Source organism: Streptomyces sp. NPDC058373 (genome assembly GCF_042723275.1).
In the GTDB taxonomy this organism is placed as follows: domain Bacteria; phylum Actinomycetota; class Actinomycetes; order Streptomycetales; family Streptomycetaceae; genus Streptomyces.
Map to the genome: position 1 here is coordinate 84,009 of NZ_JBHXJE010000021.1, position 15,075 is coordinate 99,083.

A 15,075-nucleotide genomic window follows, 5' to 3' on the forward strand; every position below is an offset into this window, starting at 1 on the left:
GGTCGCCCCGGACCCCGCGCGGGTCCCGTCGCGGGTAGGGTCGGGGCGCAGACGAGGTATGTGTGATCAGGCGGTGAGCAGATGAGCATCCCGGCCCAGGCCCCCCACGGGCTCTACGGCGGATGGCCAGGCAACGAACTGGAGGAGGCCCTGGCGGCCTCCCTCGGCGCCGAGGCGGCGGGTGGACGGCTGGTGGAGGTCCTCGGCCGCAGCAGCGTCTGGGTCCCGCTGCCCAACGGCGGCGGCCCCGACAGCGGCTCCCTTGACCTGCCGACCCTGGACATCGACGGCGGCGCGTACGTCCCGGTGTTCAGCTCCGAGCAGCAGTTCCGCAGTTGCGTCGGCGGCCACCTGGCCTTCGCCGTCGCCCCCGCCACCGAGTTCGCCCGCGGCCTGCCCCCGCAGCTGGGCATCGCCGTCAACCCGGGCGGCACCGTCGGCGTACCGCTGCCGCCGCCCGCCGTGGCCGAACTCTGCCGCACCGGCCGCTCCCCGCTCGACGGGCCCGCCACCGGCGGCCGGGTGCGCACCTACGAGCCCGACTGGCAGGAGGACCCGGTGGACTTCCTCGGCGTCGCCGCCGGGGAGTTCGAGGAGGCGGGCGTGGTCGCCTCCGCCCGCCGCTGCCTGGCCAGCGTCGAGGGCGACGACCCGGTCCTCTTCATCGGCGTGGAGCTGAACCGCCGCGACGACGACGCGGCCCAGCGCGCCATGGACGCCCTCGGCCGCGCCCTGGGCAGGGCCCCGGTCCCCTGGCCGGTCAACCTCGTTCTCCTGGACGCCACCGAGGACCTGGTCGCCCGCTGGATGGCGGGCAAGCTGCGCCCCTTCTACCGCCGTGAGCCGTAAGGGGCGTTCGGCCACCGCCGCGCGCACCGCGCCCGGCGCCACGGCCCGACCCGCCCTGATCGGCCGGACAGGGCCTAAGCTGGTTTCATGACCTGGCCGGTTCCGCGTCACGCGGAGCCGGTCCCGGCATGACGGGGGCAGGCCCCGGGGGACGAAGTGACGAAGGGGCGGTCAACAGGTGAGTGCGTCGGGCACGGCCGCGGCCGGGCAGGTCGAGCACATGCTGCGCCAGGTGACCCCCGGGCGGTACGACGCCTACGAGGGGCTGCTCCGGGCGCTCGCCGACCCCGGCGGGCAGGTGTGGATGCTGCTCTGGCACGGCCAGGCCGGCTCCCCCGACGCGCAGTACGCCGCCATGGAGGTCGACGGCCTCGGCTACGCCCCCTGCGTCACCTCCGCCCAGGAGCTGGCGGCCAGCGGCTGGACCCGCGCCCACGAGGTGGTCGCCACCCGCGAGGCCGCCGCCGGGCTCTACCAGGACCAGGTCGGCCTCTGGATCAACCCGCACGCCCCCGGCGGCGGTGTCGGCGTCCCCTGGGCGGATCTGCGCCGCCTCGCCGTCGGCCTCGACGCCCAGCCGCCCGGCCCCCTGCGGATCTCCGAACCGGTCATCGAACTCCCGCAGTTCTACGCCCTGCTGGCGCAGAACGCGCACCGCACCCCCGCGCTCCGCTCGCTGCGCCGCGCCTGGGTGCAGCCCGCCCTCGGCGTGCCGTACCTCGCGATCGGCCTCGACGTGTACGACCCGGGAGCCCAGGCCGTCGAGTCGGTGCGCGCGATGATGCGCCAGTCGGTCGGCGCCGTCCCCGACGGCCTCGCCGTCTCCACCGTCGCCATGTCCGACCCGTACGACCCCGTCGCCCTCTGGCTGCGCGCCCACGCCCGCCCCTTCTACGACCGCGACGCCCACGCCGCCCCGCCCGCCTCGGGATACGGCTACCCCCAGCCCTACGGGCACTGACCGGCGCGCTCCCGCGCCCGCCTGCCCCGCCGGCCGGTGCTCAGTGGCCGACGAGGCCCGGCAGGCAGCTCCCCTCGACGGTGCGGCCGACGGCCTCCGCCCGCGCCTGACCCGGGACGTCGCCCCCGCTGTTGACGCGACCCCGGTCCTCGCCGCCGCCCACCTTCCCTCGCGCAGCGGGGGGTACCGGTTGCCCCGCACTCGACCCTTCAGCCGCTCGTTCCAGCCGAAGGCGATGCAGGGAGAGGGGAGGCCGCGGGCCCCGGCCGTCTGTGTGTCATCCACCTGGCGATGGCGCCCGGGTGGCCCGCGGACGGGCCGGGCCGCCTCCCTGGGCGCCGGCCCCGCGCCGTCGGGTGACCGGGTTCCCCGCGGCCGGGGGCGCGTGCTCGTCCCGTACCCCGGCCGTCCCGGTTCCGTACCCGTCCGGCCCTTCCCGGCGCCTCTCCCGCCGGGGCGTACACCACCCTGAATTCTGCGCATCATTCGTCAGGCGCCCCTTTTCGCGCCTTTCGGTCCCCTTTCGCTCCCCGCCTGCTCCCTTTCTGATCCGGGCGCCGGGAATTCTGTCGGCACTTCCGCTGGCCAGAGGTTTGTGGGCCCTTCCGGTGGACACGAATGAGGCGAGCGGAATGAGGGCCCACCGATTTTCGCCGTCCAGCATTCGAGATCGTCCCGCCGTGGCCGCCCACCGCCGCGAGGGGACATAAGGGGCTCGCCCGGCCAATGGGGCGAAGGGGTGCGCAGGTTCGGCTGACGGGGCGTGAAAGTCCGGTGTAGCGCAGCGTGTTCGTACGGCAGCGAATGGTGCGGAAACGTCTTCCGGGCGCCCCTGAAGGAGCGCTTCTGTCCGGTAAACGGTGACGGAAGGAGTGATGTCCTGGATATGCGCGGTTTGTTGTCTGTCCGGGTCTCAGGTCGGTATCACCGCTATGCGGATCATTCTCCCCGGTGAGAGAGGTGGGTAGTGTTCAGCCGGTCAAGACCTCTGTATGAATGCTGAACCGGGGTGGGCCCATGCGCATTTTCAAGTCCCGAGTCACTCGGGCGATCACGGTCGCGGCTGCGACCGCGCTGATCGTCACCGGGTGCTCCAGTGAGCGAGACACGACGGAAGGGAAGGGCAAGGACGGCGCCAAGGACACCTTCGTGTTCGGTGGCGCCGGCGACCCCGGTTCCCTCGACCCGGCGCTGGCGTCCGACGGTGAGACCTTCCGCGTCACCCGCCAGGCCTTCGAGGCCCTGCTGGAGCACGAGCCCGGCGGCTCGAAGCTCGTCGGTGGTCTCGCCGAGAAGTGGGACTCGAACGACGAAGGCACCGTCTGGACCTTCAACCTGCGCAAGGGCGTCAAGTTCCACGACGGCGAGACGATGGACGCCGAGGCGGTCTGCGCCAACTACGACCACTGGTTCAACTGGAAGGGCGCCTACCAGTCGGCCGCGGTCTCGTACTACTGGCAGTCCATCATGGGCGGCTTCGCCAAGAACGAGGACAAGGACGCCCCGAAGGCGAACTACAAGTCCTGCACGGCGAAGGACGAGAACACCGCCGTCATCGAGGTGAACAAGGCCTCCGCCAGCCTCCCCGGCGGCTTCTCCCTCCAGGCCCTGGCGATCCACTCGCCGAAGGCGCTGGAGGAGTACAAGAAGGAGGACGCGTCGGCCAAGGGCGACGCGATCACCTACCCCAAGTACAGCCAGCAGGCCGGCACGGTCGCCGGCACCGGCCCGTACAAGATCACCAAGTGGAACAAGGGCAACAAGGAAGTCGCCCTGGAGCGCTTCGACGACTACTGGGGCAAGAAGGCCGGGGTCAAGAACCTCGTCTTCCGCACCATCGACACCGAGGAAGGCCGCCGTTCGGCCCTCCAGGCCGGTGACATCGACGGCTACGACCTCGTCTCGCCCGCCGACGTGAAGACCCTGGAGAAGGCCGGCTTCCAGGTCCCGGCCCGCGACGTCTTCAACATCTTCTACCTGGGCTTCACCCAGGAGAAGAACAAGGCGCTAGAGGACAAGGACGTCCGCGCCGCCATCGCGCACGCGATCGACAAGGACAACCTGGTCAAGACCCAGCTGCCCGAGGGCGGCGTCGCGGCCACGCAGTTCATCCCCGACACCGTCGAGGGCTACTCCGACAAGGTCGAGAAGTACGCCTACGACCCGGCGAAGTCCAAGAGCCTGCTGAAGAAGGCGGGCAAGGAGAAGCTGACGGTCGACTTCTGCTACCCGACCGAGGTCAGCCGCCCCTACATGCCGTCCCCGGGCGACCTGTTCGAGCTGATGAAGGCCGACCTGGAGAAGGTCGGTGTCAACGTCAAGCCGCGGCCGATGAAGTGGGCCCCGGACTACCTGGACGCCACCGAGGGCGGCGGCTGCGAGCTGTACCTGCTCGGCTGGACCGGTGACTTCAACGACGCCTACAACTTCATCGGTACCTGGTTCGCCGAGTACGACAAGCAGTGGGGCTTCAAGAACAAGAAGGTCTTCGAAGCGATGGAGGAGGCCTCCGCCGAGGTCGACCACGCCAAGCGCGTCAAGCTCTACCAGCACGCCAACGAGGTCGTCATGGACTTCCTGCCCGGCGTCCCGGTCTCCTCGTCCCCGCCGGCGATCGCCTTCGCCAAGGACGTCAACCCGCCGCTGGTCTCCCCGCTGACGCAGGAGAACTTCGCCGAGGTCACGTTCAAGAAGTAACCACCGCACCACGCGGAAGCAGCACCTCACGGTGCGTCAGGGTCCGCTCGGCCACGGCACGTTCGCGGCCGGGCGGACCCGCCGTGTGAACGGCTGGGGCGGCCCGCGGTCACCACCGCCGGCCGCCCCCTCCCACCACCCCCCACGCGCCCGGCCGCGACCCGGTCCGAACACAGGCGCACCACGAACTACGCAAGAAAGGGGCATCGCGGGGTGTTGCGTTTCGTCGTACGAAGACTGCTTCAACTCATACCCACCCTGCTCGGCCTGTCGGTTCTGCTCTTCATCTGGCTGAACCGGCTGCCCGGCGGACCCGCCTCGGCGATTCTCGGAGAGAAAGCGACCGAGGCCGAGGTGGCACGTATCAACCGGGCTCTGGGGCTCGACCAGCCGGTGTACGTGCAGTACGGCCGCTTCATCAAGCGGCTGATCGAGGGCGACCTCGGCACGTCCACCCAGACCGGCCAGCCGGTCATGGACGAGTTCCTCCTGCGATTCCCCGCCACGGTCGAGCTGTCGCTGATGGCCATCCTCCTCGCGATCGCCGTCGGCGTCCCGCTCGGCTACTTCGCCGCCAAGCGGCGCGGCGGCTGGCTCGACGTGGCCGCCGTCTCCAGCTCCCTGGTCGGCATCTGCATCCCGGTCTTCTTCCTCGCCTTCATGCTGCGGACGATCTTCTCGGTCAACCTCGGCTGGTTCCCCAGCTACGGGCGGCTGACCACCGGGATCGACGCCACGGAGGTGACCGGACTGGCCGTCCTGGACGGCTTGCTCACCGGCGAGTTCGACGCGACCTGGGACGCGCTCACCCACCTGATCCTGCCCGCCATCGCCCTCGCCTCCATCCCGGTGGCGGTCATCGTGCGCATGACCCGGGCCAGCGTCCTGGAGGTGCTCGGCGAGGACTATGTCCGCACCGCCGAGTCCAAGGGCCTGCGCAAGGGCGTCGTCCGCACCCGCCACGTCCTGCGCAACGCGCTGCTGCCCGTCATCACCTCGGTCGGCCTGCTCACCGGCTCCCTCCTGTCGGGCGCGGTGCTCACCGAGTCGGTCTTCACCTTCGGCGGCATCGGCTCCTTCATCCGGACCGCGATCGACGGCCGGGACTATCCGGTCCTCGTCGGCTTCATCATGTTCATCGCGATGGCGTACGTCCTGATCAACCTCCTGGTCGACCTCGCCTACAGCCTGATCGACCCGAGAGTGCGGGTGCACTGACATGAGCACCAAGACGGACAAGATCGACCGCCTCGCGGAACTCACGGCCCAGCAGGAGAGCTCCAGCGGAGCCAGCCTCTGGAAGGAAGCCCTCAAGCGGCTCCGGGCCAGCAAGATGGCGCTGGTCGGGGCCGGCATCATCGGCGTCTTCCTGCTCCTGGCCATCGTCGGCCCCTGGTTCGCGCCCTACGCCCCCGGGCAGCAGTGGCGCGGTGAGGTCTTCGTCAACCGCGCCGAGTTCGTCGGCGCCCGCGCCGGGAACTGGTTCGGTCTGGACCACCTCGGCCGCGACATCTTCTCGCGGATGCTCGTCGGCGCCCGGCAGACCCTGCTCCTCGGCGTCGTCTCCACCCTGATCGGCCTCAGCATCGGCGCCGTCATCGGCAGCCTCTCCGGCGCCTGCGCCACCCTCGGCGGCCGCGTCGGCCAGCGCATCGACTCCTTCATCATGCGCTGCATCGACATCATGCTGGCGCTGCCCTCGCTGCTGCTCGCCGTCTCGGTGGCCGCCGTGCTGGGCCAGTCCATGACCACGGTGATGATCGCCATCGGCGTCGTCCAGATCCCGGTCTTCGCCCGCCTGCTGCGCGGCGCGATGCTGGTCCAGGGCGGTTCCGACTACGTGCTGGCCGCCCACTCGCTGGGCATCCGCAAGCGCCGCATCGTGCTCACCCAGATCATGCCGAACTCGCTGAGCCCGGTGATCGTGCAGGCCACCCTGTCGCTGGCCACCGCCATCATCGAGGCGGCCGCCCTGTCCTTCCTGGGCCTCGGCAACCCGGACAGCGCCAAGAACCCCGAATGGGGCGTCATGCTCACCCAGGCGCAGAACTACGCCGACTCCGCGCCGATGATGGCGGTCTACCCGGCCCTGGCCATCATCATCACGGCACTCGGCTTCACCCTGCTCGGCGAGGCGATGCGCGAAGCCCTCGACCCGAAGCTGCGAGGTTGACCATGCCCCTGCTCTCCGTGGACGAACTGTCCATCACCTTCACCGGCCGCGGCCGGCGTGACGTGCGGGCCGTGGACGGCGTCTCCTTCGACGTCGACCAGGGCCAGGTCGTGGGCCTGGTCGGCGAGTCCGGCTGCGGCAAGTCCGTGACCTCGCTCGCCCTGATGGGCCTGCTGCCCAAGAAGGGCGTCAAGCTGGGCGGCCGTGCCGAGTACGACGGCAAGGACCTGCTGACGCTCTCCCCGAACGCCATGCGCGACATGCGGGGCAAGCACCTGGCGATGATCTTCCAGGACCCGCTCTCCTCGCTGAACCCGGTCATCCCGGTCGGCCTCCAGGTCACCGAGATCCTGGAGCGGCACCGCGGCATGAAGGGCGCCGCCGCCCGCAAGGAGGCCGCCGACCTGCTGGACCGTGTCGGCATCCCCGACCCGACCCGGCGCCTCAAGGAGTACCCGCACCAGCTCTCCGGCGGTATGCGCCAGCGCGCGCTGATCGCCATGGCGGTGGCGTGCGCGCCCCGCATGCTGATCGCGGACGAGCCGACCACCGCGCTCGACGTCACCATCCAGGCGCAGATCCTCGAACTCCTCAAGGAACTCGTCGACCAGCAGGGCACCGCGCTGCTGATGATCACCCACGACCTCGGCGTGGTCGCCGGCCTCTGCGACCAGGTCAACGTCCTGTACGCGGGCAAGGCCGTCGAGTCGGCCGGGCGGCGCGAGCTCTTCGCGCAGCCCACCCACCCGTACGCGCACGGCCTGCTCGGCTCGATCCCGCGTCTGGACGCCCCCCGGGGCGAGCCGCTGCGCCCGATCCGGGGCTCCATCAACGACCGGATCGACTGGGCCGACGGCTGCGCCTTCGCGCCCCGCTGCGACCACTACACCCTGGAGTGCCTCAGCGGTACGCCGCGGCTGACCGAGCCGGTCGGCGCGGGCCACGGCGTACGGTGCGTCAACCCGGTGCTGACCGGCGTCGAGGTCAAGAGCCTCGGCGTACCGGCCGAACAGGCCGTGGACGACGAGGCGGCGACGGCGCCCGAGCCCGCCGAGCCGGAGGTGCCGGAGGCGCCGGCGCAGGCCGCGCCCGAGGCGGCGGAGAAGCCCGAGCCGGCCGCCGGGCCCGCCGGGGCGAAGGTCCCCGCGCAGGCCGGGTCGGCCGAGCAGGAGCCGGAACCCGCCGCCGAACCGGCCGAGCAGTCCGCCGCGGCTGACGGGGCGGAAGAGGCGGCGGAGACCGAGGGGGCCGCTACCGCGCCGGAGGCGCAGCCCGCGCCCGAGGCGAAGCCCGAGGCCGAGAAGAAGAAGGACGCGTCATGAGCCTGCTCGAACTGGACGATGTGAAGGTCCACTTCCCGGTCAAGAAGGGCTTGGTCTTCGACCGGACCGTCGGCCACGTCTACGCGGTCGACGGCGTCTCCCTCTCGGTCGAGGAGGGCCAGACCTACGGCCTGGTCGGCGAGTCCGGCTGCGGCAAGACCACGCTGGGCCGCGCCGTGCTGCGGCTGGTCGACATCACCGACGGCTCGGTCAACTTCGACGGCACCGACCTCGCGAAGCTGCCCGCCGAGGAGATGCGGACCTACCGCCGGCGCCTCCAGATGGTCTTCCAGGACCCGCTGGGAAGCCTCAACCCCCGGCAGAACATCGAGTCGATCCTCTCCGAGGGCATGGCCGCGCACGGCATCGGCGGCACCCGCGAGGAGCGGCGCGAGAAGATCCGGTCCATCCTCGCCAAGGTCGGCCTGCCGGCCAACGCCCTCTCGCGCTACCCGCACGAGTTCTCCGGCGGTCAGCGCCAGCGCATCGGGATCGCCCGCGCGCTGGTCCTGGAGCCCGACGTCATCATCTGCGACGAGCCCGTCTCGGCGCTGGACGTCTCCATCCAGGCGCAGGTCATCAACCTGCTGGAGGAGCTCCAGGAGTCGCTGGGCCTCACCTACCTGGTGATCGCCCACGACCTCGCCGTGGTCCGGCACATCTCGGACGTCATCGGCGTGATGTACCTCGGCTCCCTGGTCGAGGAGGCGCCCAGCGACGCCCTCTACGCCGAGCCGAAGCACCCGTACACCAAGGCCCTCATGTCGGCCGTTCCGGTGCCCGACCCGGAGGTGGAGGACCGCCGCGAGCGCATCCTGCTCACCGGCGACCTGCCCTCGCCCGCCAACCCCCCGGCGGGCTGCCGGTTCCACACCCGCTGCCCGTGGGCGCAGGAGACGCTCTGCACCACCGAGCGCCCGGCGCTCAAGGACGTCGGCGGCGGCCACAAGGTGGCCTGCCACTTCGCCGCGGAGATCGCGGCCGGCACCGTGGAGCGCACCGCCGCCTCGGTGGTGCCCGCCACCCGTGAGGAGATGACCGACCGGGTCGTCGAGACCCCGGCCGGGTAACCCCTGGCGGTCCGCGCGACCCGTGGCGCCGTCCCCGCCCCCACCGGGCGGGGGCGGCGCCACGCTGCCTTCCGTGACCGGGTCGCGAGCGCCCCGCGGGGACCCAGTAGAAATACAGGGTGTTCCAGCAATTCTTCACCCCGACCGTCCAGCACACCCTCGACCTCATCGGGATCTTCGTCTTCGCGATCTCGGGTGCGCTGCTCGCCGTCCGGAAGAACTTCGACATCTTCGGCATCGCGATGCTGGCCGAGGTGACGGCGCTCGGCGGCGGGCTCTTCCGGGACGTGGTCATCGGCGCGCTGCCCCCGGCCGCCTTCACCGACCTCGGCTACTTCATCACCCCGCTCGGCGCCGCCCTGCTGGTCTTCTTCCTCCATCCGCACGTCGAACGCATCCAGAGCGCGGTCAACGTCTTCGACGCGGCGGGGCTCGGGCTGTTCTGCGTGACCGGCACCACCAAGGCGTACACCTACGGGCTCGGGCTCACCGCCTCCGCCGCGCTCGGCCTCGCCACGGCGGTCGGCGGGGGAGTCCTGCGCGACGTCCTCGCCAACGAGGTGCCCTCACTGCTGCGCTGGGACCGCGACCTGTACGCCGTACCGGCCATGGTCGGCGCCGCCCTGGTGGTGCTCTGCATCCGCTTCGACTCGCTCAACCCGTTCACGGCCGGGGTCGCCGTCCTGACCGCCTTCCTGCTGCGGCTGCTGGCGATGCGCTACCACTGGCGGGCGCCGCGGGCCTGGAACCGGCGCTCGGCCGGGGTGGAGGTGGACGAGGCGTCGGCCTGATGGGCCCGGCGTGGGCCCGGGGGTCGCCGCCGGGCCCAAAATTTGACGCGTTCTTGACAATCGAGAGGGGTGCGGACAGTCTCGTGAGCTCGTCCGGCACCACGGATCAAGAAAAGGTGGCCCCCCATGCGCTCACGCCCCATCAGACTTCTGCTGTCGGCCCTCATGGGGGCCGGCCTCGCGTTCACCCCCGTCTCCGCCGTCGCCGCCCCCACCGCGACGGCCCCCACCGCCGACGTCGGCGCCGCCGACGGCTGCTACACCTGGAGCGGGACCCTCAGCGAGGGCTCCTCCGGCGAGGCGGTGCGGCAGCTCCAGATCCGCGTCGCCGGATACCCCGGGAGCGGCAGCCAGCTCGCCATCGACGGCCAGTTCGGCCCGGCCACCAAGGCAGCCGTGCAGCGCTTCCAGTCGGCCTACGGCCTCGCCGCCGACGGCGTCGCCGGATCGGCGACCTTCAACAAGATCTACCAGCTCCAGGACGACGACTGCACGCCCGTCAACTTCACCTACGCCGAGCTGAACCGCTGCAACTCGGACTGGTCCGGCGGCAAGGTCTCCGCCGCCACCGCCCGCGCCAACGCCCTGGTCACCATGTGGAAGCTCCAGGCCATGCGGCACGCCATGGGCGACAAGCCGATCACCGTCAACGGCGGCTTCCGCAGCGTCACCTGCAACAGCAACGTCGGCGGCGCGGCCAACAGCCGCCACCTGTACGGCCACGCGGCCGACCTCGGCGCCGGTTCGCAGGGCTTCTGCGCGCTGGCCCAGGCCGCCCGCAACCACGGCTTCACCGAGATCCTCGGTCCGGGCTACCCCGGCCACGACGACCACACGCACGTCGCGGGTGGCGACGGCCGCTTCTGGTCGGCCCCGAGCTGCGGCATCTGAGCCGTCCGGCTCCCCGAATCCGGCGCCCTCGCGGTCACCTCGACCGTGGAGGGCGCCGTGCCGTGCCCGGCCCGCGCCCGGGTCGGTGCACGTCACACAGATGTCACACCGGAAAGCTACCGCTCAGTAGCCTCTTTGTGTAGCGTGGCCGTCATGGCTCAGGCAGCACAGGCAACCATCGGTGACAGCGAGTTCGACCGCGACACGGCCGTCACCCTCCGCGCCCCCGGCGTCTACGACACGGAACTCTCCGCGGGCTGGACGATCATCTCCGCGGTCAACGGCGGTTACCTGCTGGCGACCCTCGGCCGCGCCCTGGCCGACGCCCTGCCGCACCCGGACCCGTTCACGATCTCCGCGTACTACCTGACGGCCTCCCAGGCGGGCCCGGCCGTCATCCGCACCGAGACCGTCCGCACCGGCCGCACCCTCTCCACCGGCCAGGCCTCCCTCTACCAGACGGACGCCGACGGCAACGAGGTCGAGCGCATCCGCGTCCTCGCCTCCTACGGCGACCTCGACACCCTCCCCGACGACGTGCGCACCACCGCCACGCCGCCCGGCTTCCCGCCGGTCGAGCACTGCTTCGGCCCGCAGGACGCCCCCGAGCACCGGCCCGTCGAGGGCAGTTCCGCCATCACCGACCGGCTCTGGCTGAAGATCGACCCCGCCACCCTCGGCTGGGCGCTCGGCGCGCCCACCGGCAAGGGCGAGATGCGCTCCTGGTTCGGCCTCGCCGACGGCCGCGACGCCGATCCGCTCTCCCTCCTCCTCGCCGTGGACGCGCTGCCGCCCACCGCCTTCGAGATGGGGCTCAAGGGGTGGGTCCCCACCGTCGAGCTGACCGTCCACATCCGCTGCCGCCCGGCCCCCGGACCGCTGCGCGTCGCCATCACCACCCGCAACCTCGCCGGCGGCTTCCTGGAGGAGGACGCCGAGGTCTGGGACAGCGCCGACCGGCTCGTCGCCCAGTCCCGCCAGCTGGCCCGCGCCCGCCTGAGCTGACCGGCCGCGCCCGTGCCCGGGAGGCCGTACGCCCCCGGGTACGGCCGGGCCGCGACGCCTGACTGCGGACCGGCCCGCACGGGCTCGTAGAATCGAGCCCACCATGGCCTACCTCGACCACGCCGCGACGACCCCGATGCTCCCCGAAGCCGTCGAGGCGCTGTCCGCCCAGCTCGTCCGCACCGGCAACGCCTCCTCGCTGCACGCCGCGGGCCGCCGGGCCCGCCGCACCGCCGAGGAGGCCCGCGAAGCCCTCGCCGAGGCGCTCGGCGCCCGCCCCAGCGAGGTGGTCCTCACCGCGGGCGGCACGGAGGCCGACAACCTCGCCGTCAAGGGCCTGTACTGGGCCCGCCGCGCCGCCGACCCGCGCCGCACCCGCGTCCTGGCCAGCCCCGTCGAGCACCACGCCGTCCTCGACGCGGTGCACTGGCTCGGCGAGCACGAGGGCGCCACGGTCGAGTACCTGCCCGTCGACACCCTCGGCCGGGTCCACCCGGACGCCCTGCGTGAGGCGCTCGCCCGGAACCCGCACGACGTCGCCCTGGCCACCGTCATGTGGGCCAACAACGAGATCGGCACCGTCCAGCCCGTCGCCGAACTGGCCGCCGTCGCCGCCGAGTACGAGGTCCCGCTGCACGCCGACGCCGTCCAGGCCTTCGGCCAGCTCCCGCTGGACTTCGGTGCCTCGGGCCTCGCCGCCGCCACCGTCAGCGGCCACAAGATCGGCGGGCCGTACGGCATCGGCGCCCTGCTGCTCGGCCGCCAGTACACGCCCGTCCCCGTCCTGCACGGCGGCGGGCAGGAGCGGCACGTCCGCTCCGGCACCCTCGACGTGCCCGCCATCGCCTCCTTCGCCGTCGCCGGGCAGCTCGCCGCCGAGCGCCGCCCCCGCTTCGCCGAGGAGATCGGCGCGCTCCGCGACGCCCTGGTCGCGGCCGTCCGGGACGCCGTCCCGGACGCGATCCTCGGCGGCGACCCCGACCCCGCAGGGCGGCTCCCCGCCAACGCCCACTTCACCTTCCCCGGCTGCGAGGGCGACTCCCTGCTGCTGCTCCTGGACGCCCAGGGCATCGAGTGCTCCACCGGCTCCGCCTGCACCGCCGGGGTCGCTCAGCCCAGTCACGTCCTCCTCGCCACCGGCACCCCGCCCGACCTGGCTCGCGGCACGCTGCGCTTCTCGCTCGGCCACACCTCGACCCGCGCCGACGTGGACGCCGTCGCCCGGGCGATCGGCCCGGCCGTGGAGCGGGCCCGCACCGCCGGACTGAGCTGACCGCGCCCGCCCCGGCGGGTCACGCCCGCCCGCGCTCGCGCTGCCGCTCCAGCTCCTTCTTGGCCGTCCGGACCAGCCGCAGATAGCGGTCCCAGTCCCAGTGCGGCCCCGGGTCGGTGTGGTCGGCGCCCGGCACCTCGATGTGGCCGATGACGTGCGTCCGGTCGACGGGTATCCCGTGGCGCAGGCAGATGTCCGCGGTCAGCCGCGCGGAGCTCTCGTACATCGGGCCGGTGAAGTCCTGCGGGCGGTCGACGTACCCCTCGTGCTCGATGCCGACGCTGCGCTCGTTGTACTCCCGGTTCCCCGCGTGGTACCCCACGTCCAGCTCGCGGATCAACTGCGCCACGTGCCCGTCCTTGCGGACCACGTAGTGCGTGGCCGCGCGGTGCGAGGGGTCCTGGAAGACCTTGAGCGCCACCGCGTAGCTGCCCTGCACCACATGGATGATCACGCGGTCCACGGTGAAGTCGTCCGGACGGTCCGCGCGCCGCCAGTTCGCCTCCGAGGCCGCCACCCACTCCGCCCGCGCGTAGTCCACCGCCCCCTCCACCCGGGGCTTCTCCACCCCGGGCACCTGCCACCACAGGCGCCCCAGCTGTTCCCGCGCCAGCACCCCGCCGGTCGCCGCGGCCACCCCGGCCCCGATCAGCACGGAGCGCCGGCGGAGCTTGCGGCGTCGCTCGCCCGATCCGTCGTCCGCGCCCTGACCGGCGCCTTGGCTGTGATTCCCGTTGCCCACGCCTGCCCCAACGCCTACGCGAGGGACATTCGTTCCCGCGCCCCCGTACCCTGGTCGGGCTATGACTGAGACCTCCCCGCGCACCGAGAACCCGCCGCGCCCCCTGAGGGTGCTCGCCGCGATGTCCGGCGGTGTGGACTCCGCCGTCGCCGCCGCCCGCGCCGCCGAAGCAGGCCACGACGTGACCGGCGTCCACCTGGCGCTCTCCGCCAACCCGCAATCGTTCAGGACCGGCGCGCGCGGCTGCTGCACCATCGAGGACTCCCGCGACGCCCGCCGCGCCGCCGACGTGATCGGCATCCCCTTCTACGTCTGGGACCTCGCCGAGCGCTTCCGCGAGGACGTGGTGGAGGACTTCGTCGCCGAGTACGAGGCCGGGCGCACCCCCAACCCGTGCCTGCGGTGCAACGAGAAGATCAAGTTCGCCGCCCTCCTCGACAAGGCGCTCGCCCTCGGCTTCGACGCCGTCTGCACCGGCCACTACGCCACCGTCGTCACCCGCGAGGACGGCTCCCGCGAGCTGCACCGCGCCTCCGACATGGCCAAGGACCAGAGCTACGTCCTCGGCGTCCTCGACGAGCGGCAGCTCGCCCACGCCCTCTTCCCGCTCGGCGACACCCTCACCACCAAGGACGAGATCCGCGCCGAGGCCGAGCGGCGCGGCCTCGCCGTCGCCAAGAAGCCCGACAGCCACGACATCTGCTTCATCGCCGACGGCGACACCCGCGGCTTCCTCGCCGGGCGCCTCGGCACCGCCGAGGGCGACATCGTGGACGAGGCCGGAGCGAAGGTCGGCACCCATGAGGGGGCGTACGGCTACACCATCGGCCAGCGCAAGGGGCTGCGCATCGGCACCCCGGCCCCCGACGGCAAGCCGCGCTACGTCCTGGACATCTCCCCGGTCGACAACACCGTCACCGTCGGCCCCGCCGCCGCCCTCGACGTCACCGGGCTCACCGCGATCCGCCCCCGCTGGTGCGGCACCCCGCCCGAGGGCAGCGGCCGCTACACCGCCCAGCTGCGCGCCCACGGCGAGGAGACCCCCGTCACGGCCGAGGTGCGCGACGGCGAGCTGACCGTCGACTTCGACACCCCGGTCCGCGGCGTCGCCCCCGGCCAGGCCGTCGTCCTCTACGACGGCAGCCGCGTCGTCGGCTCCGCCACCATCGCCGCCACCCGGCGCGCCGGGGCCGCCTCGGCGGCCTGAGTCTCTCGAGCAGGCTGGGGCAGGGGTGCGGCGGGCCCGTCCGGGGCCGCGTCGTACGGCGCGGCCGCGAGCGGGTGGGTCTCGGAACTCCCGC

General features: G+C 72.4%; 12 protein-coding genes and 1 pseudogene. 12 read left to right on the forward strand and 1 reads right to left on the reverse strand.

Annotation, left to right across the window (positions count from 1 at the left end; translation table 11 throughout):
* The first annotated feature begins 81 nt into the window (after positions 1-81).
* The 11 genes and pseudogenes from ACFWMZ_RS15070 (at position 82) to ACFWMZ_RS15120 (ending at position 13,032) form a co-directional block, all read left to right on the forward strand.
* Complete coding sequence (locus ACFWMZ_RS15070; RefSeq protein WP_383176144.1) at positions 82-849, forward strand: enhanced serine sensitivity protein SseB; 768 nt, start codon at positions 82-84, stop codon at positions 847-849.
* 178 nt (positions 850-1,027) lie between these two features.
* Entirely contained in the window at positions 1,028-1,810 is a 783-nt protein-coding gene (locus tag ACFWMZ_RS15075; protein WP_383176147.1) for an enhanced serine sensitivity protein SseB C-terminal domain-containing protein, read from the forward strand.
* Positions 1,811-2,827: 1,017 nt separating this feature from the next.
* Positions 2,828-4,507 carry an ABC transporter substrate-binding protein gene (locus tag ACFWMZ_RS15080; RefSeq protein WP_383201855.1) on the forward strand — a complete coding sequence of 560 codons (1,680 nt, stop codon included), beginning with the start codon at positions 2,828-2,830 and terminating at the stop codon, positions 4,505-4,507.
* Positions 4,508-4,720: 213 nt separating this feature from the next.
* Positions 4,721-5,725: an ABC transporter permease gene (locus ACFWMZ_RS15085; protein ID WP_383176153.1), complete on the forward strand. Its 1,005-nt coding sequence runs from the start codon at positions 4,721-4,723 to the stop codon at positions 5,723-5,725.
* 1 nt (position 5,726) lies between these two features.
* Positions 5,727-6,680 carry an ABC transporter permease gene (locus ACFWMZ_RS15090; protein ID WP_383176156.1) on the forward strand — a complete coding sequence of 318 codons (954 nt, stop codon included), beginning with the start codon at positions 5,727-5,729 and terminating at the stop codon, positions 6,678-6,680.
* A gap of 2 nt (positions 6,681-6,682) precedes the next feature.
* Positions 6,683-7,666 (forward strand): annotated as a pseudogene (locus ACFWMZ_RS15095) (ABC transporter ATP-binding protein); the annotation flags it as partial.
* A gap of 332 nt (positions 7,667-7,998) precedes the next feature.
* The gene (locus ACFWMZ_RS15100; RefSeq protein ID WP_383201858.1) at positions 7,999-9,072 is read left to right on the forward strand and encodes an ABC transporter ATP-binding protein; all 1,074 of its coding nucleotides are present in this window, start codon (positions 7,999-8,001) and stop codon (positions 9,070-9,072) included.
* Between the two features lie 119 nt (positions 9,073-9,191).
* Positions 9,192-9,863, forward strand: coding sequence for a trimeric intracellular cation channel family protein (locus ACFWMZ_RS15105; RefSeq protein ID WP_383176162.1), 672 nt, complete (start codon positions 9,192-9,194; stop codon positions 9,861-9,863).
* Positions 9,864-9,989: 126 nt separating this feature from the next.
* The gene (locus tag ACFWMZ_RS15110) at positions 9,990-10,754 is read left to right on the forward strand and encodes a D-Ala-D-Ala carboxypeptidase family metallohydrolase (protein ID WP_383176165.1); all 765 of its coding nucleotides are present in this window, start codon (positions 9,990-9,992) and stop codon (positions 10,752-10,754) included.
* Positions 10,755-10,907: 153 nt separating this feature from the next.
* Positions 10,908-11,759 carry a thioesterase family protein gene (locus ACFWMZ_RS15115; protein WP_383176167.1) on the forward strand — a complete coding sequence of 284 codons (852 nt, stop codon included), beginning with the start codon at positions 10,908-10,910 and terminating at the stop codon, positions 11,757-11,759.
* A gap of 103 nt (positions 11,760-11,862) precedes the next feature.
* Positions 11,863-13,032: a cysteine desulfurase family protein gene (locus ACFWMZ_RS15120; RefSeq protein ID WP_383176170.1), complete on the forward strand. Its 1,170-nt coding sequence runs from the start codon at positions 11,863-11,865 to the stop codon at positions 13,030-13,032.
* Positions 13,033-13,051: 19 nt separating this feature from the next.
* Here ACFWMZ_RS15120 and ACFWMZ_RS15125 read toward each other — a convergent pair whose 3' ends face one another.
* The gene (locus tag ACFWMZ_RS15125) at positions 13,052-13,774 is read right to left on the reverse strand and encodes an N-acetylmuramoyl-L-alanine amidase (RefSeq protein ID WP_383176173.1); all 723 of its coding nucleotides are present in this window, start codon (positions 13,772-13,774) and stop codon (positions 13,052-13,054) included.
* Between the two features lie 61 nt (positions 13,775-13,835).
* On the opposite strand from ACFWMZ_RS15125, the gene mnmA reads away from it, so the two are divergent.
* Complete coding sequence (gene mnmA / locus ACFWMZ_RS15130; protein ID WP_383176176.1) at positions 13,836-14,981, forward strand: tRNA 2-thiouridine(34) synthase MnmA; 1,146 nt, start codon at positions 13,836-13,838, stop codon at positions 14,979-14,981.
* Positions 14,982-15,075 lie beyond the last annotated feature (94 nt).